This window comes from Macrococcus equipercicus (assembly GCF_004359525.2).
Classification (GTDB): Bacteria; Bacillota; Bacilli; order Staphylococcales; family Staphylococcaceae; genus Macrococcus; species Macrococcus equipercicus.
The window spans coordinates 361,287-380,248 of record NZ_SCWC02000002.1; the positions used below are offsets into that span (position 1 = coordinate 361,287).

Annotated in this window: 19 protein-coding genes and 1 riboswitch; of the genes, 12 read left to right on the forward strand and 7 right to left on the reverse strand. The window is 49.2% G+C overall.

Annotated elements, in window-relative coordinates; all coding sequences use genetic code 11:
* Window positions 1–74 precede the first annotated feature (74 nt).
* Genes dapD through ERX35_RS04490 form a run of 5 tightly spaced genes read right to left on the reverse strand, consistent with a single transcriptional unit; the run spans window position 75 to window position 4,614 of the window.
* Window positions 75–788, reverse strand: coding sequence for a 2,3,4,5-tetrahydropyridine-2,6-dicarboxylate N-acetyltransferase (gene dapD, locus ERX35_RS04470; protein WP_149458715.1), 714 nt, complete (start codon window positions 786–788; stop codon window positions 75–77).
* Window positions 789–808: 20 nt separating this feature from the next.
* Window positions 809–1,525 (reverse strand): 4-hydroxy-tetrahydrodipicolinate reductase, encoded by a 717-nt coding sequence (gene dapB, locus ERX35_RS04475; protein ID WP_149458716.1) that lies wholly within the window; start codon window positions 1,523–1,525, stop codon window positions 809–811.
* Complete coding sequence (gene dapA, locus ERX35_RS04480; protein WP_149458717.1) at window positions 1,522–2,406, reverse strand: 4-hydroxy-tetrahydrodipicolinate synthase; 885 nt, start codon at window positions 2,404–2,406, stop codon at window positions 1,522–1,524. Before dapA ends, dapB begins: the two co-directional genes overlap by 4 nt.
* A complete protein-coding gene (locus ERX35_RS04485) occupies window positions 2,399–3,394 on the reverse strand; it encodes an aspartate-semialdehyde dehydrogenase (protein WP_149458718.1) in 996 nt (331 codons plus the stop codon). Before ERX35_RS04485 ends, dapA begins: the two co-directional genes overlap by 8 nt.
* An 11-nt stretch (window positions 3,395–3,405) precedes the next feature.
* Entirely contained in the window at window positions 3,406–4,614 is a 1,209-nt protein-coding gene (locus ERX35_RS04490) for an aspartate kinase (protein ID WP_149458719.1), read from the reverse strand.
* 65 nt (window positions 4,615–4,679) lie between these two features.
* A riboswitch (Lysine riboswitch) is annotated at window positions 4,680–4,855 on the reverse strand.
* 114 nt (window positions 4,856–4,969) lie between these two features.
* Here ERX35_RS04490 and ERX35_RS11400 point away from each other — a divergent pair.
* Window positions 4,970–5,143: a hypothetical protein gene (locus ERX35_RS11400; protein ID WP_170234534.1), complete on the forward strand. Its 174-nt coding sequence runs from the start codon at window positions 4,970–4,972 to the stop codon at window positions 5,141–5,143.
* A gap of 38 nt (window positions 5,144–5,181) precedes the next feature.
* Here ERX35_RS11400 and ERX35_RS04495 read toward each other — a convergent pair whose 3' ends face one another.
* Window positions 5,182–6,783: an ABC-F family ATP-binding cassette domain-containing protein gene (locus ERX35_RS04495; RefSeq protein ID WP_149458720.1), complete on the reverse strand. Its 1,602-nt coding sequence runs from the start codon at window positions 6,781–6,783 to the stop codon at window positions 5,182–5,184.
* A gap of 115 nt (window positions 6,784–6,898) precedes the next feature.
* Here ERX35_RS04495 and ERX35_RS04500 point away from each other — a divergent pair, with 115 nt between their 5' ends.
* The 10 genes from ERX35_RS04500 (at window position 6,899) to ERX35_RS04545 (ending at window position 16,512) form a co-directional block, all read left to right on the forward strand.
* Window positions 6,899–7,768 (forward strand): CvfB family protein, encoded by an 870-nt coding sequence (locus tag ERX35_RS04500; RefSeq protein WP_149458721.1) that lies wholly within the window; start codon window positions 6,899–6,901, stop codon window positions 7,766–7,768.
* A 136-nt stretch (window positions 7,769–7,904) separates the two neighbouring features.
* On the forward strand, window positions 7,905–8,483 hold the full coding sequence (locus tag ERX35_RS04505) for a TetR/AcrR family transcriptional regulator (protein ID WP_170234535.1): 579 nt from the start codon (window positions 7,905–7,907) through the stop codon (window positions 8,481–8,483).
* A 73-nt stretch (window positions 8,484–8,556) separates the two neighbouring features.
* On the forward strand, window positions 8,557–9,699 hold the full coding sequence (locus ERX35_RS04510) for an acyl-CoA dehydrogenase family protein (RefSeq protein WP_149458723.1): 1,143 nt from the start codon (window positions 8,557–8,559) through the stop codon (window positions 9,697–9,699).
* Between the two features lie 17 nt (window positions 9,700–9,716).
* Window positions 9,717–11,354: an AMP-binding protein gene (locus ERX35_RS04515; RefSeq protein ID WP_149458851.1), complete on the forward strand. Its 1,638-nt coding sequence runs from the start codon at window positions 9,717–9,719 to the stop codon at window positions 11,352–11,354.
* A gap of 1 nt (window position 11,355) precedes the next feature.
* Window positions 11,356–12,702, forward strand: a complete 1,347-nt coding sequence (locus ERX35_RS04520; protein WP_149458724.1) for an acetyl-CoA carboxylase biotin carboxylase subunit — start codon at window positions 11,356–11,358, stop codon at window positions 12,700–12,702.
* Window positions 12,703–12,732: 30 nt separating this feature from the next.
* On the forward strand, window positions 12,733–12,942 hold the full coding sequence (locus ERX35_RS04525) for an acetyl-CoA carboxylase biotin carboxyl carrier protein subunit (protein WP_149458725.1): 210 nt from the start codon (window positions 12,733–12,735) through the stop codon (window positions 12,940–12,942).
* Between the two features lie 11 nt (window positions 12,943–12,953).
* Window positions 12,954–13,862 carry a hydroxymethylglutaryl-CoA lyase gene (locus tag ERX35_RS04530; RefSeq protein ID WP_149458726.1) on the forward strand — a complete coding sequence of 303 codons (909 nt, stop codon included), beginning with the start codon at window positions 12,954–12,956 and terminating at the stop codon, window positions 13,860–13,862.
* Complete coding sequence (locus ERX35_RS04535) at window positions 13,843–14,601, forward strand: enoyl-CoA hydratase-related protein (protein ID WP_149458727.1); 759 nt, start codon at window positions 13,843–13,845, stop codon at window positions 14,599–14,601. Before ERX35_RS04530 ends, ERX35_RS04535 begins: the two co-directional genes overlap by 20 nt.
* Window positions 14,602–14,608: 7 nt before the next feature.
* Window positions 14,609–16,126: an acyl-CoA carboxylase subunit beta gene (locus ERX35_RS04540; protein ID WP_149458728.1), complete on the forward strand. Its 1,518-nt coding sequence runs from the start codon at window positions 14,609–14,611 to the stop codon at window positions 16,124–16,126.
* Between the two features lie 155 nt (window positions 16,127–16,281).
* Complete coding sequence (locus tag ERX35_RS04545) at window positions 16,282–16,512, forward strand: hypothetical protein (RefSeq protein WP_149458729.1); 231 nt, start codon at window positions 16,282–16,284, stop codon at window positions 16,510–16,512.
* A gap of 36 nt (window positions 16,513–16,548) precedes the next feature.
* Here the strand turns inward: ERX35_RS04545 and pepF are convergent, their stop codons facing one another.
* Entirely contained in the window at window positions 16,549–18,357 is a 1,809-nt protein-coding gene (gene pepF, locus ERX35_RS04550; protein ID WP_149458730.1) for an oligoendopeptidase F, read from the reverse strand.
* Window positions 18,358–18,524: 167 nt separating this feature from the next.
* Here pepF and ERX35_RS04555 point away from each other — a divergent pair, with 167 nt between their 5' ends.
* Window positions 18,525–18,896, forward strand: a complete 372-nt coding sequence (locus tag ERX35_RS04555) for a hypothetical protein (protein WP_246143116.1) — start codon at window positions 18,525–18,527, stop codon at window positions 18,894–18,896.
* The last annotated feature ends 66 nt before the right edge of the window (window positions 18,897–18,962 follow it).

Below are 18,962 nucleotides of genomic sequence, written 5' to 3' on the forward strand. Positions count from 1 at the left end.
GGTTGGGACATCTATAGCGCCTGCACGTGTCACAGGCGCCTATCAAGATATGTCACAGCCTCATTCAGGATGATTTATTTTAAGTTTCTTAATGCCTGGACAATTTCAATTTTAGAGCCTTCTACTTCACTGACCTGCTTGATCACTCTGGCAGGTGTGCCGGCGACTACTGTTCCTGGAGCCACATCTTCAGTCACGATGGCACCAGCTGCAACGACAGCACCTTTGCCGACACGGACGCCTTCCAGAACGACGGCGTTTGCTCCGATCAGGACGTCATCTTCAATGATGACAGGCTGCGCACTTGGCGGCTCTATGACGCCCGCAAGCACGGCTCCTGCACCGACATGGACATTTCTGCCGGTTGTCGCACGGCCGCCGAGCGTCGCGTTCATGTCAATCATCGTTCCTTCACCGACAACAGCGCCGATATTGATGGTTGCACCCATCATAATCACGGCATTGTCACCGATCACTGCATGTTCACGGATGAATGCACCGGGTTCAATGCGTGCATTGATTGTTGTCTGGTCGATCAGCGGAATGGCTGAGTTTCTACGGTCATATTCCACTTCGAATTCAGTGACTGCTGACTGATTGGCTTCATAGAATGCTGCCCAGTCGCTGTAGTCCGCAAAGATTGTTTTTGATGCATCAGAGCCGAACACTTTGAAGCTTTCAGGGAATGTCACTGCTTCGAAGTTGCCGTTCACATAAACTTTGACAGGGGTCTGCTTTTTAGCGTCGCTGATATACTGGATGATTTCCTGTGCTGTAAATTCTTTCATGAATAAGTCCTCTTTTCGTTTTATAAAGTATCGAATGTATAATATCCGGGTGGTCTATTGATCAACTGTTCTGCCACATCGATGCTGCCGTTGGCAAATATATCTTTGCTCTGGGCGCGGTGAATAATCTGTATCGTTTCATCATGACCGGCGAACAGCACCTCATGTTCGCCGACAATTGTACCGCCGCGGACGACGTTGATGCCGACTTCTTCGGCCGTGCGGGCTGAGTGGATATTTGTGCGGTCGTACACAGGTGTCGACTGCGCGCGCTGCTCTTTAATCGCATCATAGAGTTTGACCAGTGTACCGCTCGGCGCATCGACTTTTCTGCGGTGGTGCTTCTCAGTCAGCTCTATATCAAAGTTCTGGAGCAGCGGGACACTGTACTTGATGATTTCAGTCAAAATATGGACGCCGTAGCTCATATTCGCACTGAAGAAAACAGGGAGTTCTGCTGACCGGTCGTGCAGTGCCTGGATGATATTTTCCTTTTGACCGGTTGTCGCCATCACAATAGGCAGCTGCGCCTTGCTGATCAAAGCCAGTGACAGTTCAGGATGGGAGAAGTCAATGATGACATCCGCATCCGGCCAGTCACTCTCCATTGAATAGGCGGGGTAGGGGTAATCGTTCTGGCGGTTGACAATAATACCGGTGATGACATGACCACGTTCTTCAGCAAGTTTGGCGACGCGTACGTTCATGGCGCCGTAGCCGGCGAGCAGAATTCTCATAGTATCCCGTCCTTCAGCTGCTGATACATATGGATAACAGCTTTAGTTTCATGCGGCGGCAGGGCGACAAGCGGTAATCTAAGACTGCCGTCTGCAAAGCCTAAGTAAGTGACGAGCGCTTTAATCGGCATCGGATTGATATCGATATTCAGCGCTTCAATCAACGGGCTGACGCCTGCATACATATCGCCTGCTTGAGAGGGATCCTGCTGATACACTTCGTAGATCGTTTGAAACTCTTTCGGTACCGCATTGGCAGCTACAGATATAATGCCGTCGCCGCCGTGATCCAGGAATTCGATGAAGGAGTCATCGTTGCCGCTGTATAGAGCGAAATCGTCAGGAACAAGACTTTTCACTGCTTCAAAGTACTGCATATCGCCTGTCGCATCTTTTAACGCGGCGATATGCGGGTGAGCAGCCAGTTCCTTCACTGTCTCAGGCTCAATCGTCACGTTCGTGCGCGACGGTACATTGTAAAGAATCACCGGCAGTTCGACCGCATCAGCGATAGCTGTGAAATGAGCGATTAATCCGCGCTGATTGGTTTTATTGTAGTAAGGGGTGATGAGCATGATCCCGTCTGCGCCCGCTGCTTTCACATTTAATGACTGCTGGATGGACGCCTGAGTATCATTGGTGCCTGAGCCGACATAGACCGGTACACGGCCGGCAGTGACTTTCACCGCTGTCTCGACAAGTCTGATTTGTTCTTCTTTCGTCAATGTGGAGCCTTCACCCGTCGTGCCGTTGACAAACAGCGCTTTAATATCGTTAGTGAGCAGAAACTCAATATGGCGTTCGAATGTATCATAATCTACGACACCTTCTTTGAACGGGGTCGTGATAGCAACCGCTGTACCATGAAACAGTTTAGACATGAGATTCACTCCTTATCGTATGAAGCTGCTCGAGAATCTGTACAGCGTTCAGCGCTGCACCTTTCAGTAAATTATCAGCTGTACACCAAATATGGAAGGTGTTCGGCAGTGACTCGTCGCTGCGGATGCGGCCGACGAACACTTCATCGCGGTCTGTGGAATGGATGGCCATCGGATATGCATTATTTTTGACGTCATCGACAACGACAACACCTGGTGCCGCAGCAAGTACGTCTCTGATCTCTTCAACAGTCGCCGGCGTGCTTAACGTGACGTTGATAGCGACGCTGTGGCTGTCCTGGACAGGAACCCGGACACAAGTCGCTGTAACTTTCAGTTCAGGCAGCTGCAGAATCTTCTTCGTCTCATCGACCATCTTCTGTTCTTCCTTAGTGTAGCCGTCGTCCTGGAAGACATCAATATGAGGCAGCGCATTGTTGTAGATAGGGTGAGGGTAGTTGGTCGGTGCGATCCCTTTCTCTCCGTTTGCCAGATCGTTCCTGCCTGCAATGCCTGACCCCGATACCGCCTGATAAGTCGTATAGCTGACACGCTCAAGTCCGAAGCGGTCGGCCAGCGGTTTCAGCGGGACGACGGACTGGATCGTTGAGCAGTTAGGGTTGGCGATGATTGTACGGCTGGATTGAGGGCGGTTCACCTCAGGGACAATGAGGTCAATATCTTCCTCCATTCTGAAGGCACTTGAATTGTCAATCACTGTCGCGCCGCTCTGTTCGAATAGGGGTGAGAATTTCAGCGATGTCCCGCCGCCTGCGCTCATCAAGATATAATCAAACGGTTCAGCCGCTGCTGCTGCTGTCAGTTCCCGGACAATATAAGTCTGTCCTTTGAAGACGACTTCAGTGCCGGCTGACTTTTTTGAGGAGAATAATGTCAGTTCACTGAAAGGAATGTTTTTTCTGTCTAATACTTCGAGCATTTTAGAGCCGACAAGCCCTGTCGCTCCGACTACTGCTAATCTATACATGTGATTGCCTCCTAAAGTTCAAATGCTTGGCACAGCTGCTCTACTGCAAGCTGGCCGTTTTCATGGTTGACGACATAGGAAATGCTGATTTCCGACGTCGTGACCTGATAAAAGTTGATATTGTGGTTGAGCAGCGTCATAAATACTTTAGATGCGACGCCGGACATATCTCTCATGCCGGAACCGATCACTGACACTTTGACGTAGTTTTCCTCAACGTTATAGACGAGGGAAGGGAACCGGCCGATCAGTCCGCTGAAAATCTCATTGATCTGATTGACATCTGTATCTTTCATTGTGAACGACAGCTGCAGGCCGTCGCTGTTGACGATCTGTGAAATCATATCAACATTGATCTCTCCCTGCTCAAGCCGTATAAACAGCTCCTCCAGCAAGTTTCTGTCATACATCGGATAGCTGAGGGTCACGTAGTTCATATCTTTGTCGAGGGCGACCCCGGTCACTGCTTTCTTCTCGAGTATATTTTCTTTCGGCATGATCCATGTTCCTTTCTCATCTGATAATGTTTTACCGAGATAAATCGGGATGTTATAGTTTTTCGCGATTTCAACGCTTCTCGTCTCCAGCACGCCGGCACCGAGCGCGCTCATCTCCATCATTTCTTCGAAGCTCACAACGTCAAGCCGCTTCGCTGCCGGATACAGCCGCGGGTCTGTGCTGTAGACGCCGGCGACATCTGTATAGATCTCACACGGTGCTGCAAGCGCTGACGCGATGGCCACCGCTGTTGTGTCACTGCCGCCGCGGCCGAGCGTCGTAATCTCTCCGCGCTCATTGATGCCCTGGAAGCCGGCTACGACTAGTACATCGTGTGACTCGAAGTTTCTGTTGAGTACTTCCGCTTCGATATCCTGGATTTTGCTTTTCATATGATGGCCCATTGTCTTGATACCTGCCTGGAATCCGGTCAGCGCCTTGACGCTGACACCCAGTTCATGGAGCACAATGGCGAGATAGGAGATGGTCTGCTGTTCACCCGTCGTAAGCAGCAGAGCCAGATTCTCCTCATTCGGCTTAGCCGATAACATGCCGACATTCTCAAGGAGCACGTCCGTCGTCTTGCCCATGGCGGAGACGACAACAACCAGCTGTTCATCATTGTTGACGCGGTCTTTCAAATAATTCCCGATATTCTTGATCTTCTCAAAGTCAGCGACAGATGTACCGCCGAACTTCAATACGCTTCTCTTTGTAACCACAAGTCTGCCTCCTATGGCATCTATAAACAAAAAAACAAGTCCGCGTGCGGACTTGTTTATCTATTTACAAGTGATGCACTCCATTATTATCAAATAATGACAGATTCCTAGCTCTTAACCTGTGAATCCAACCGGGGCACTGCTGCAACAGCGACTCCGATTTCGGCATCTCACCCTTTCAGTAAAGCATTTGCAGATACGAACTTTACTTACTTATGATTGATGCGCCTCATCTCTAACTATTCAATTGTTGGTTTTATTATACATAAAGCGAATTAATTTGTATAGTGTATTTATAATTGTTTGAAAATTTGTTGCATTACTGCGATAAATAATTCTGAAAAGAGGGGTAAAAATGAAGAGCACTATCGATGACAAAGAGCGGCTCAGTTATAAAGAGTCAAAAACGAATCCTTTAACGGACCCACTGAACAACGGGGCAGGGAATCTGCTGGATACGAAAAGCACCGGAATTCTCCTGGTGATCGTCCTCATCGGCTCACTGCTCGGCTGGCTTATTGTCAGCTGAAAAAGGTCGTGCCGCATGATGCGGCACGACCTTTATGATTATTTCAGTACGCCCTGCTCTTTCAAGTACTCTTCATATGAGATTTCTTTAGAGAGTCCACCCGTTACATTCAGATCGATGACACGGTTGGCGATTGTATTGATGAATTCAAAGTCATAAGAAGTGAAGATGATAGAACCTTTGAATGCCTTCAAGCCGTCATTGACAGCAGTGATGCTCTCTAAGTCCAGATGGTTCGTCGGTTCATCAAGCAGCAGCACATTGGCAGATGACAGCATCATCTTGCTCAGCATACAGCGGACCTTTTCTCCCCCGGACAATACTTTCGCTTTCTTGCGGACTTCTTCACCGGAGAACAGCATACGGCCGAGGAATCCACGCAGGAACGTCTCTGTCTGTTCCTCAGGTGGTGCGTACTGACGCAGCCATTCTACAAGGTCGATGTTCTTCTCGTCAAAGAACTCTGAATTATCTTTCGGCAGGTAAGACTGGGACGTCGTGACGCCCCATTTATAGCTTCCTTCATCCGGCTCCATTTCACCTGCAAGGATTTTAAGGAGTGTGGATTTCGCGATCTCTGAATCACCGACAAGAACTGCTTTGTCGTTCGGGTTCATCGTGAATGACAAGTTATCGAGGACTTTCACACCGTCGATAGATTTAGACAGCCCCTGAACCTGCAGCAGTTCATTGCCGATCTCACGTTCCGGCTTGAAGTTGACGAATGGATACTTACGCGATGACGGCTGGATGTCATCCAGCTCGATCTTCTCGAGCATCTTCTTACGGCTTGTCGCCTGCTTGGATTTCGATGCGTTCGCACTGAAGCGGGCAACGAAGTCCTGCAGCTCCTTGATTTTCTCTTCCTTCTTCTTGTTTGAATCCTGCAGCATCTGCTGTGCGAGCTGGCTTGACTGATACCAGAAATCATAGTTGCCGACATAGACTTTAATCTTACCGTAGTCAAGGTCAGCGATATGCGTACAGACGTTGTTCAGGAAGTGACGGTCATGGGACACGACGATGACTGTGTTGTCGAAGTTGATCAGGAAGTCCTCAAGCCAGCTGATGGCCGGGATATCAAGACCGTTTGTCGGCTCGTCAAGCAGCAGGACATCCGGCTCACCGAACAATGCCTGCGCAAGCAGCACTTTGATCTTCTGGTTGTTTTCTAGCTCGGACATCGTTTTGTCATGGAACTCATCTTTAATACCGAGTCCTGACAATAACACTTGCGCATCGCTTTCAGCAGTCCAGCCGCCCATCTCACCGAACTCACCTTCAAGTTCAGCGGCACGCATGCCGTCCTCATCGTTGAAGTCAGGCTTCATGTAGATCTCATTCTTCTCATTCATGACGGACCAGAGGCGTTCGTTACCGCGAAGCACAACATCCAGTACACGCTCATCTTCATAGGCGAAGTGGTCCTGTTTTAAAACTGATAAACGTTCATCTTTGCCAAGCGAGACGTGACCTGTCTGTGAATCCAGTTCGCCGGAGAGGATTTTCAGGAAAGTTGATTTCCCGGCACCATTGGCACCGATCAGGCCGTAGCAGTTGCCGGGCGTGAATTTAATATTAACGTCTTCAAATAATTTGCGGTCGCCGAAACGAAGACTGACATTAGATACTTGTAACATAACATTCTCCTTAATATTTGTTTTCCGCTCAAAATTATAACATATTTCATCATACGCTTATACTTTAATTATTATGAGGTGTTATAATATGAGAAAAAGAACTAAAGGAGTACGTATGGAAAACAATGAAAAACGCCTGTCAGGCAGCATTGACTTTTTGAAGGTCATTGGTCTTGAAGGTTCGACTTACAAGCTTGCTGGACCGAATAATGAAAGTGTGAAGTTGAATGCCTCTGAGATTGAGGAAGGGGATGAGCTGGAGATCGGTGAGGACTACAGCTTCTTCGTCTATCCCGGCCGTACAGGAGAACTGTTTGGGACGCAGAACATGCCGGTCATCTCGACGAATAAATATGACTGGGTGAAAGTCATCAAGAAAGACCGGGACGGTGTTACGGTCGATATTGGCCTGCCGAGGGAGATCATCATCCCGTGGGAGGACCTGCCGAAAGTGAAGGATGTCTGGCCGGAGAACGGCGATGAGCTGTTCTGTACGCTGCGCGTCGATAAAAATGACCAGATTTATGCCCGTCTGGCGAGTGAGACGGTTGTCACAAGTCTCTACACACCGGCAGAGGAAAGCGTGCTGCACACGACGATTGAGGCCTATCCTTATCGTCTCCTGCGCATCGGCACATTCCTGCTGTCAAAAGAGGGCTATAAGATCTTTGTCCATGAGTCAGAACGGAAAGAAGAGCCGCGGCTCGGCGAGAAAGTCGCTGTACGCATCATCGGTCATAAGGAGAACGGCGAACTGAACGGATCGTTCCTGCCGCTTGCCCATGTCCGGATGGATGATGACAGTGAGATGATCTTAAGCATGCTGGATGAATACAGCGGTGAACTGCCGTTCTCAGATAAATCTGACCCGGAAGCCATTCGTGAAGTGTTCAAGATGAGCAAAGCGAGCTTTAAGCGAGCTTTAGGAAAGTTATATAAAGAAAAGAAAATTCGTATTGAACAAGACAAAATCATAAAGTTATAATGAAAGGAGAATCATCAGCTGATGATTCTTTTTTATATTGAAACCGATTACAAAAAATGAATCACTATTCAATTTTTATTTGAATTTTCTAAATTCTTTGATATAGTAAATTTATAAACATGATGAGGTGTTGCACGTGCATGAAGATTTACAGAGCAGATTGATTCAGTCTGCATTGATATTGTTTGAGGAGAACGGCTTCAAAAATACGACGGTCAACAGTATCGTCATTCACAGCGGCTCGTCGAAAGGCGGCTTTTATCATCATTTCAAGTCAAAAGATGAACTGCTGTACCGCATTCATGAAAGCTTCATCAATCATGTCAATCGCCTGGTAGATGAACTGGAGCAGAAAGACCTTCCGCCGGCAGAGAAACTGGATTATATTTTGACGCATTTCATTTTTGTCTATGACCATTATAAGGCGCATATCACTGTTTTCAATGACGAGAACAAGTATCTGGCTGATGAGTACAAGACAGAGATCGTTGCTTCGAGACGCAAGTTCAAATCTGCCATAGAGACTATCATTATCGAGGGTCAGGCGGCAGATGTTTTCACAAAGGACATCCATCCGACAGTGATCACGATGTCAATACTCGGCATGGTCAACTGGATGTACACGTGGTATAAGCCGGACGGCAGGAAGTCGCTCGAGGACATCGCCGAAGAAATGAAGATTTTCGTGTTCAACGCTTTAAGAAGTCATTCTTAAAGTTTTTACTTTAGTCATTAGAGACCGAATGGTCGGTTTTTAATAGATAACAATTATTTAAGGGGTGCTTGTAATGAATTTCGAGTTATCAGAAGAACAGCAGATGATTAAGAAGATGACAAGAGATTTTGCAGAGGAGGTCATCCGTCCACGCGCCATAGCAATCGATGAGACAGCAACGATGGACGTCGATATCTTCAGACAGATGGGGGAACTGGGCCTGTTCGGCATTCCGTTTTCTGAGGAATACGGCGGTTCTGACGGCGGCACGCTCAGCTACTGTCTTGCTGTCGAGGAGATCGGTCGTGTGTGCGGCGGTACGGGGCTCAGCTATGCTGCCAATGTCAGTCTCGGGGCTACACCGATTTACCAGTTCGGAACAGAGGCGCAGAAGCAGGAGTTTCTCGTGCCGATCATCGAAGGGAAGGCCTTCGGATCATTCGGGCTGACAGAACCGAACGCCGGAAGTGATGCCGGTGGTACACGGACGACAGCAAAAGAAGTGGACGGCAATTTCGTCATCAATGGTGAGAAGTGCTGGATCACGAACGCCCAGTATGCGAACGTCATCACGACGACTGCAGTGACAGGCAAGCGTGCAGACGGCAGGAATATCATCTCAGCAGTGCTCGTGCCGACGACAGCACAGGGTCTTAAAATCACGTCGCCGTACGACAAGATGGGTGTGCGCGGCTCCAACACATGTGAAATCGTCTACGAGGACGTCACAGTGCCGACCGAGAACCTGCTCGGTGACCCGGAAGGAGGATTCAAGCAGTTCCTGAAGACGCTTGACGGCGGCCGTATTTCCATCGGCGCACTGGCAGTAGGTATCGCTCAGGGCGCACTGGAAAAAGCCGTGAACTATGCGAAGGAACGGAAGCAGTTCGGTCAGTCCATCTCAAACTTCCAGGCGATCCAGTTCAAGCTTGCTGATATGGCACTTGAAGTGGAACTGGCACGGACGATGGTACATAAAGCTGCCTGGCTGAAAGATAACGGCAGACCCTTTACGAAAGAAGCGGCAATGGCGAAGCTGTACGCGTCTGAAACAGCGTTCCGGACAGCGAATCAGGCCATTCAAATACACGGCGGCTACGGCTACATGCGTGAATATGAGGTGGAACGTTATTTAAGAGATGCCAAGCTGCTTGAAATCGGGGAAGGAACATCTGAAATCCAGCGTATGGTCATTGCACGCCAAGTGCTGAAATAGGGAGGACAAACATGGAGATGGGGCTCAAGGAACAGACAGTCGGTCAGCTGCTGAAAGCTAAGGCACAGGAAAACCCCGAGCAGACCGCCTATATTTACCCTGAACGCAGCGTCACTAAATCATACCGGACGTTTGACGAGGAGACAGATGCGCTCGGCAGGTCCCTCATGGCGTATGGCATTGAACAAGGGGACCATGTAGCCGTCTGGAGCGACAACAAGGAAGAATGGCTGCAGCTGATGTTTGCGCTCGCAAAAATCGGTGCGGTGCTCGTCACAATCAATACAAGTTATCAGAAAACTGAACTTGAATACATTTTGAGTCAGTCCGATGCAAAAATGCTGATCTTGACCGAGCAGGTCTCACGGACGAACTACAGGGACATTGTCCTTGAACTCGTGCCTGAGCTTGCAGGAAACAACGGCCATATGATTCAGTCGGCAGTGCTTCCCCGGATGAAGACCGTGGTTGCGATGCGCGACTTTGAAGATGACCGCTTCGTCAGCTGGCAGCAGCTTAATCGCAGCACTGTGACGGCCGAAGCATTTCAAGAACGCGTCCAGTCGCTTGACTTCAGAGATGTTATCAACATCCAGTATACGTCCGGGACGACCGGATTTCCGAAAGGGGTCATGCTGACGCACTACAACATCGTGAACAACGGCAGCATCATCGGCGGGCGGATGAACTATTCGCCGGACGACATCGTCTGTATCCCGGTGCCATTTTTCCACTGCTTCGGCTGCGTGCTGGGTGTCCTTGCTGCAGTGAACCACGGGGCGGCGATGGTGATCATCGAAAGCTTCAAACCGGATACTGTGCTGCAGGCTGTTCAGGATCACCGCTGCACTAGTCTCCTCGGTGTGCCGACGATGTTCATCGCGGAATTGAACACACCTAACTTCAGCAGCTATAATACACAGTCGCTCAGAACAGGAATTATGGCAGGGTCCATCTGCCCGGTTGAAGTGATGAAAAAAGTCATGTCCGAGATGGGAGCGAATGAAATCACCATCTGCTACGGTCAGACTGAATCGTCACCGGTCATCACGCAGACGACGACTGATGATCCGATCGAACTGAAAGTCTCCTCTGTCGGCAAAGTCCATCCGAACGTAGAGGCGCGGGTCATTAACCCGGAGACAGGAGAGGAAGTACCGCCGGGCACACCGGGTGAGCTTGTGACACGGGGTTACCTTGTCATGAAAGGTTATTACAAAAATCCTGAGGCGACTGCTGCTGCTATTGATCATGACGGCTGGCTGCATACAGGTGATATTGCAGTCATGGACGACAACGGCTACTTTTCGATCACCGGCCACATCAAAGATATGGTCATCCGCGGGGGAGAGAATATTTATCCGCGTGAAATTGAAGAGTACTTGTATGAACATCCGGCTATTCAGGATGCACAGGTCGTCGGCGTACCGGACGCGAAGTACGGCGAAGAGCTCATTGCCTATATCATCCTGAAAGATCATCATGAACTGTCGGCAGATGACGTCAAGACGTACTATCAGGGCAGGATCGCCCATTATAAGATTCCGAGATACATTGAGTTTGTCACAGAATACCCGATGACAGCATCCGGTAAAATACAGAAGTTCAAACTCAGGGAACTGGCACAGGAATTCATAGCGAAAGAGGAGGATTAACGTGTTTAAAAGTGTATTGATTGCCAACCGCGGAGAAATCGCCAGAAGAATCATCAGAGGATGCAAGGCACAGAACATCAGAACAGTCGCTGTCTATACGGAAGCGGACCGGCATATGCCTTTTGTCAGCGAAGCGGATGTCGCAGAACTGATCGGTAAGGACCAGGTGAAGGACAGCTACTTAAATATCGATAAAATCATTGCAGCGGCCAAGAAACATGATGTGGATGCCATCCACCCGGGATACGGCCTGCTCAGTGAAAACATCGCATTCGTCAATGCCTGCCGTGATCACGGCATTACATTCATCGGCCCGAGTCCTGAAGCGATCGAGCAGATGGGAGACAAAATCGCTTCACGCCTGCTGATGGCGCAGCACGGCATCCCGCTCGTGCCGGGCAACAATGATATCGCCGATGCAGCAGCCGCGAAACAGTTCGCTGACGAGATCGGCTATCCGGTCATGCTGAAAGCAAGTGCAGGCGGAGGCGGTATCGGTATGCAGCGCATCGATGACCCGGCTAAGCTGGAGAAGGCATTTGAGAGCAACCAGCGCCGCGCGGAGAACTTCTTCGGCAACGGCGCGATGTTCATCGAGAAATTCATCGAACAGCCGCGTCACATTGAAATACAGGTGCTGGCTGATAAGCATGGGCACACGATCCACCTGTACGAACGTGAATGCTCAGTACAGCGCCGCCATCAGAAAGTCATCGAAGAATCACCAAGTGCCGACCTGACGCAGGAGACGCGTGAGAAAATGGGCGCGACAGCAGTGAAGATTGCTGAAGCGATCGGCTACTACAATGCCGGTACAGTAGAGTTTTTAGTCGACAAGGACGAGAACTTCTACTTCCTTGAGATGAACACACGGCTGCAGGTGGAGCACCCGGTGACGGAAGAGACGACAGGCGTTGACCTGGTGTACTGGCAGCTGAAGATCGCTAATGACGAACCGCTTGAAATCAAACAGGAGGACGTCAAACAATCCGGGCATTCCATCGAGCTGAGGCTTTACGCGGAAGATCCGAAGACCTTCTTCCCGTCACCCGGTGAGATCACTCACATTAAGTGGCCGTCAGGCGATATCAGACTGGATGCAGCGATTGACGGTCCAATCAAAATCACACCGTTCTATGACCCGATGATTGCCAAGATCATCTGTCATCAGGAAACGCGGGATGAAGCCATCGAGTCGCTCACCGCATATCTTGAGCAGCTGGAGATTGAAGGCATTAAGACGAACCGCTTGATGCTGATTGACTGTCTGACGAACGCAGTGTTCCGTTCCGGCAAATATACGACGAATTTCATTGAAGAACAAATAGTGGCGAAGCCGTCCAAGTAGTTAACATTACAACAGAAGAGGATGATACCGATGGAAGTATTAGCAACGATGTCAGGAAGCGTGTGGAAAATTGTCAAAGCAGTCGGAGACACAGTAGAGATGGATGAGGACATCATGATCCTGGAATCCATGAAGATGGAGATTCCGATCATGGCTGAAGATGAAGGGACGATCAAGGAGCTCAAAGTCGCTGAAGGGGACTTTGTCAACGAAGGGGATATCGTCGCGATTATTGAATAAGGGGGATCTTTATGCTGCCAGCTCAAGTGGTCATCAAGGAAGTCGGTCCCCGCGACGGACTTCAGAACGAAACACAGACAGTACCGCTGGAAGTCAAACTGAAGTTGATCGGGATGCTGGAGGCAAGCGGCTTATCTTATATCGAAGCCACTTCCTTTGTCCATCCTAAATGGATGCCGCAGCTCAGCGATGCAGATGAACTGCTGCAGCGTCTGACCGGCCATGCCCGGTTCAGCGCTCTCGTGCCGAACATCAAAGGTATGGCACGGGCGGAAGCGACCCGGCTGCAGGAAATAGCCGTCTTCATCTCGGCTTCTGAAGTCCATAACAGCAAGAACTTGAATAAATCCACTGCGGAAGCGCTGGACGACATTAAACAAGTCACCGAGAGAAGTAACGGACGCTATCAAATACGGGCCTATATTTCCATGGTCTTCGGCTCACCGTTTGGAGACGACGTGAGCCTGGGCACCGTGAAGGAACTGATGGCCGCGCTCTATGAGCTCGGTGTCTATGAAATTTCGCTCGGAGATACGACGGGGGTGGCGAATCCGCAGCAGGTGGATGCTGTGCTCAGTGAGCTGCTGAAGTCCTTCCCGCGTGAGAAGATAGCGATGCACTTTCATGACACCAATGGTCTTGCGCTCGCTAATATTTATGCCAGTCTGCAGCACGGCATCGCGGTGTTTGATGCATCAGTCGGCGGCTTGGGCGGATGCCCATATGCTGAAGGGGCGTCGGGCAATGTCGCGACAGAGGATGTCGTCTACATGATGAATGAGCTGAATATCGCGACAGGCATCAATATGGAGCAGCTGCTCATGACTGCGGACTATATTTCACGGGCACTGAACTTCACGAACTTAAGCAGTCAGCTGAGAAAGTACAGGGGGGAGCGGGATGGCACTTATAGAAATTAATCAGTACAGCGATTACATCACGCTACTGACTTTGAACCGGCCGGCAAGCAGGAATGCCCTGAACCGGGAACTGCTTTTAGAACTGCAGGACGTGCTGCATCATCTGGACACACGGGTGCTGATCATTACAGGGGCAGGCAAGGCATTCTGTGCAGGAGCGGATTTAAAGGAGCGTCTCGGCATGACGCCTGAAGAAGCAGATGAGACGAGTGTGAACATCGGCAGAAAGATCAGCATGATCGAAGAGCTGCCGTATGTCACAATCGCCGCACTGAACGGCGGTGCATATGGCGGCGGACTGGAACTGGCACTTGCCTGTGACTTCAGGCTGGCAGTGCCGGATGCTGAAATCGGACTCACTGAAACGTCGCTTGGCATCATTCCGGGAGCGGGCGGTACACAGAGGCTGACAAGACTTGCCGGCCCATCCAGAGCAAAAGAGCTGATATTCACCGCAGAGCCGGTGTCTGCTGATACCGCACTTGAGCTCGGCCTGCTGGAAGAGGTGTCAGCTGATGTAGTGGAGAGCGCCATTAAACTTGCGGAACGCATCTCAAAGAATGCACCGCTTGCTGTCACAGCGGCAAAAAAAGCTGTGAACAGAGCGCTGGACCTGCCGCTCGCAGATGGTCTGCACTATGAACGTGAATGCTATGACCTTGTGCTGAATTCTGAAGATCGTATTGAAGGATTGCAGGCATTCAAGGAGAAGCGGAAACCAAATTATAAGGGGAAGTAGGGATAACGTGGAGTTCAATGAAAGAATTGAGAAGATTGAAGCAGGGGGCAAGGAAAAATATCATGAAGCCAACAGCGCAAAAGGTAAACTGTTTGTCAGAAAGCGTCTTGAGCTGTTATTTGATGACGGTCGTTTCATAGAAGATGCCCGCTTCGCCAATCATATGGCAGCAGACCTGCCGGCTGACGGCGTTATAACGGGCATCGGCAAGATTCACGGCCGCTCTGTTGCCTTTCTGGCGAATGACTCAACCATCAAAGCCGGCTCATGGGGGAAAAGAACGGTTGAGAAGATGATCCGCATTCAGGAGAAGGCGATGAAATTAAATATTCCGATGCTCTACCTGGTAGATTCAGCCGGTGCGAGAATTACGGACCAGATTGAGATGTTCCCGGGGCGTCGTGGCGCGGGCCGCATTTTCTACAATCAGATTGACATGAGCGGTAAAGTGCCGCAGCTCTGCCTGTTATTCGGTCCGTCTGCTGCAGGAGGCGCCTATATTCCGGCATTCTGTGATGTGGTCGTCATGGTGGAAGGCAACGCATCGATGTATTTAGGTTCACCGCGTATGGCCGAGAAAGTCATCGGCGAGAAAGTGACACTGGAAGAGATGGGCGGCGCTAAAATGCACTGTTCAGTGTCAGGCTGCGGTGATGTGCTTGTCAAGTCAGAGGAAGAAGCACTGACGTTTGCAAGAGACTATATGGCCTATTTCCCGCAGAACTTCAATGAGCTGCCAAATACTGTTGAATCGAAGGCGGTTAAAGCGACTGACAAGACTTTGTCCGCTCTTATTCCTGACAACCAGAACGCACCGCTCAATATGATGGATGTCATCAACCAGCTGATTGATGAGGGTTCATTCCTGGAGATCAAGAAACTGTTTGCCCGCGAGTTGATCACCGGGCTTGCCAGAATTGACGGCAAACCAGTCGGCATCATTGCCAATCAGCCGCGGATGAAAGGCGGCGTCCTGTTCCCGGATTCAGCGGATAAGGCGGCGAAGTTCATCAACCTGTGCGATTCATTCAATATTCCGCTGTTATTCCTGATGGATATCCCGGGCTTTATGATCGGCACACAGGTGGAACGTGCAGGTATCATCAGGCACGGCGCGAAGATGCTGTTTGCGATGAGCAGCGCCACTGTACCGAAAATATCCGTTGTCATCCGTAAAGCATACGGCGCCGGGCTCTATGCAATGGCAGGACCGGCTTTTGAGCCGGATTACAGCATCGCACTGCCCACTGCGTCCATCGCCGTCATGGGACCGGAAGCTGCCGTCAATGCGGTATATGCCAACAAGATTGCTGAGCTGGCTGAAGAAGAACGTCCGGCGTTCATCAAGCAGAAGCAGGATGAGTATAAGGATGATATTGATATTTACCGGCTGGCAAGTGAGCTGGTGATTGACGACATCGTTGATCCTGATCATCTGAGGGAAATATTAATTGACCAGTATGCGTCACTCGATAGTAAATTCCAGAAGTCAGCCCGTAAAAAGCATGGTGTCTATCCGGTATAATATAATGACCCGGCACATTCATTTAACTGTCAATGGATGTGCCGCGCTTTTTATGTCCAATTATTTTTTAGAGTTTAAAGCATGATAAAAAAGGGAATATATGAATAAAATTAAGTTTTTATATTATAAGTATTTATACTAAATTGGAGGTTGTCATGAAGCAGGATGACAAGATTTTCGTTCTTTTTCTCAGTTTGATGTGGATGCTGTTCTTTTTTATGCTCGTGCGTTTTAACGGGCTGATGAATTCCCCTGATTTAATATGGCTGCCTTTTTTAGGCATCGGTGTATTACTCGCCTTCTATGTCTTCAGAAGACAGATAGCTATTGTCAAAGAAGAAGATGCCAGACGGCTGAAAGCTGCTGAAGAACTGAAGAAAAACTAAAATGATCCCTCCATCATCAGTGATGGAGGGATTCAGTTATTCTGCTGCTTCTATTTCAGCTGTCAGCCGCTCGAGTTCATCGATGAGAGAACCGATGTAGGCGATCGTTTCTTTTAATGGCTGATCAGTCGATAAGTCGATGCCGACCATCTTTGCAAGTTCTACAGGAGGTCTGCTGCCGCCTGCCTTCAGCACTTCAATCCAGTCGTTGACTGCGGGCTCTCCTTCTTCGAGAATACGCTTCGCCATCAATGTTGAGATCGTCAGGCCTGCTGAATACGTATAAGGATATAATCCCATATAGTAATGCGGCTGTCTCATCCATGTCAGTTCAGCACCTTCTGTTATCTCAGCGGCATCTCCCCAGAATGATGCGATGACATCTTTCTTGATGGCATTCAATACAGGAGCCGTCATATTCTCGCCGGCATCAACACGGTTGTAGACTTCGCGCTGGTAGGCCGCCTCAAGCAGGTGAGTGACGAAGTTGTGATAATACGTTCTGGAGATAATAGTCGAAATAACCCAGCGCTTGAATTTCGGGTCATCTGACTCACTCAGCAAATAGTTGGCCATCAGCATTTCATTGGCTGTACTCGGCGCCTCTACAAAGTACATGGAGCTGCTGGCATCAAAGATGTTCTGATGCTTGTTGGCCAGGTTGAAGTGGCCCGCATGACCTAACTCGTGTGCCAGGACGAACACTTCTGTCATTTTGGACGTCCATGAAATCAGGATGAACGGATTCGTCGCATAAGGGCTCGCACAGAAGGCACCTGTTGATTTGCCTTTATTCTGAGCAAAGTCAATGTAGCGGTTATCGTAGGCCGCTTCCACCAGCTTCATGTAGTCTTCACCCATGACCGCCAGACCTTTTCGGATGTAGTCTCTTGACTCTTCGACTGTAATCTCAGGTTCATAGCTTTCGTCCAGGGAGATCTTCAAGTCTTCAAACCGCATTTCCTCAAGACCGTTCGTCCGCTTCAGCAGCCTGGCATAACGCCGCATATGCGGTGCCAGTTCGGTCGTGATGAGGTCGATCTGCCGGTTGTATAAATCACGTGAAACTTCCTGTCTTTCCAGCAGGAAATCAATAACGGAGTCAAAACCGCGCAGTCTGGACTCTGTTTTCTCCTGCTGGACTGCCATGTCATACGTTTTAGCCGTTGTGTTCTCGTATTTCTTCAGTGTATCTGAGAACTTTCTGAAGGCATTTCTTCTGACGACCGGGTCAGAATCGACTTCAAGCTCGCCTTCAAATGACACGTAGCTTAGCGGGATCTCCCTGCCGTGCGCTTCAAATGTCCCGAAGTCGATATCAAGCAGCTTCGTCGTGTCATAGAAGTTATAAGGTGCGTTAAAGGTAGAAGAGAAGGCAGCAAGCACTTTCTCGACTTCAGGATGGAGCTGATAAGGCTTCTTCTTTAACAGCTTCTCTATGTAGCGCTTGTAGCTGGCTGTCGTATCCTTCACTTCCTGGAGCACTGCTTCATCCAGCTGCAGAAGCTCTGAATCAACAAACGACAGCAGGCTTGCGATCTCGCTGTAAGAAGAATCGAACTTACTGTAAAGCCGCTGTGCCTCCGCATTGGACTGATCGGTGCTTAAGTTGAGGGATGCATAGTTGGCCAGTCGGTCCAGCTCAATTTCAAGAGCCGCAAGCCTGCTCAGCATCTCCTCGATAACGGCCGCATCAGTCAATCTGCCTTGATATTCTTTGTTGAAGGCGCTGACTGCAGCCGTCGTCTCTGCCAGACTGCTGTAGAATGCATCATCACTGCTGAACAAGGGACTCAAGTCCCACGTTTCTTTAACATCCACATCTTTTCTTAATGGTAAACTCATGTTTAACTCTCCTCTCTGCTCTATGAATCAATTATACCGTTCGGTTTCCGATAAAGCACTGCTAATTTACTGAAACCTCTGAATAATCTTAAAGTTATCACATAATGTTTAGATAACAGGAATCAGGTAATTAATCAATGTAGAGCACCATAAAAGGAGGACATGATATGTATATTTTAGGAGACATCAGCTATACGGATATACCGAACTTTCTACTGATCACGATTATCGGTATGCTGCTATTATCACTTGTATTCGGTCTTTTCATGAACAAGTTCATACTGGCACCTGTCTTTACATTTATCGTTTTAGCAATATGTGCGTTCATTCTGCCGAATTTCTTCGATATCAAGTATCCTGCGTTACTCGGCTATGCGGTCTTTCTGACTGTCATCTCACTCATACTCAGTGCAATCTTCTGGTATGTCACTAAAGACAGCCGTGACCGAAAGCGGAGAGAGCGGCGCGCTGCCGAGGAAAGACAGGCATTTGAAGACAAGCAGAACAGAGCACGTTATAACGATACAGACGTAAGATAGAACATGAATGCCTGTACAGGCATTCTTTTTTTTTGGAAAATTTATTGGTTTGTTTACTGAGTATTT

Excerpts from the sequence above, each read along its gene's own strand:
- ERX35_RS04515 (WP_149458851.1), top strand. The coding sequence starts at position 9,717 with ATGGGGCTCAAGGAACAGACAGTCGGTCAGCTGCTGAAAGCTAAGGCA.
- ERX35_RS04500 (WP_149458721.1), top strand. The coding sequence starts at position 6,899 with ATGGAAAACAATGAAAAACGCCTGTCAGGCAGCATTGACTTTTTGAAG.
- ERX35_RS04535 (WP_149458727.1), top strand. The coding sequence starts at position 13,843 with ATGGCACTTATAGAAATTAATCAGTACAGCGATTACATCACGCTACTG.
- ERX35_RS04525 (WP_149458725.1), top strand. The coding sequence starts at position 12,733 with ATGGAAGTATTAGCAACGATGTCAGGAAGCGTGTGGAAAATTGTCAAA.
- ERX35_RS04530 (WP_149458726.1), top strand. The coding sequence starts at position 12,954 with ATGCTGCCAGCTCAAGTGGTCATCAAGGAAGTCGGTCCCCGCGACGGA.
- dapB (WP_149458716.1), bottom strand. The coding sequence starts at position 1,525 with ATGAGAATTCTGCTCGCCGGCTACGGCGCCATGAACGTACGCGTCGCC.
- ERX35_RS04555 (WP_246143116.1), top strand. The coding sequence starts at position 18,525 with ATGTATATTTTAGGAGACATCAGCTATACGGATATACCGAACTTTCTA.
- ERX35_RS04545 (WP_149458729.1), top strand. The coding sequence starts at position 16,282 with ATGAAGCAGGATGACAAGATTTTCGTTCTTTTTCTCAGTTTGATGTGG.
- ERX35_RS04485 (WP_149458718.1), bottom strand. The coding sequence starts at position 3,394 with ATGTATAGATTAGCAGTAGTCGGAGCGACAGGGCTTGTCGGCTCTAAA.
- dapA (WP_149458717.1), bottom strand. The coding sequence starts at position 2,406 with ATGTCTAAACTGTTTCATGGTACAGCGGTTGCTATCACGACCCCGTTC.
- ERX35_RS04495 (WP_149458720.1), bottom strand. The coding sequence starts at position 6,783 with ATGTTACAAGTATCTAATGTCAGTCTTCGTTTCGGCGACCGCAAATTA.
- ERX35_RS04510 (WP_149458723.1), top strand. The coding sequence starts at position 8,557 with ATGAATTTCGAGTTATCAGAAGAACAGCAGATGATTAAGAAGATGACA.
- pepF (WP_149458730.1), bottom strand. The coding sequence starts at position 18,357 with ATGAGTTTACCATTAAGAAAAGATGTGGATGTTAAAGAAACGTGGGAC.
- dapD (WP_149458715.1), bottom strand. The coding sequence starts at position 788 with ATGAAAGAATTTACAGCACAGGAAATCATCCAGTATATCAGCGACGCT.
- ERX35_RS11400 (WP_170234534.1), top strand. The coding sequence starts at position 4,970 with ATGAAGAGCACTATCGATGACAAAGAGCGGCTCAGTTATAAAGAGTCA.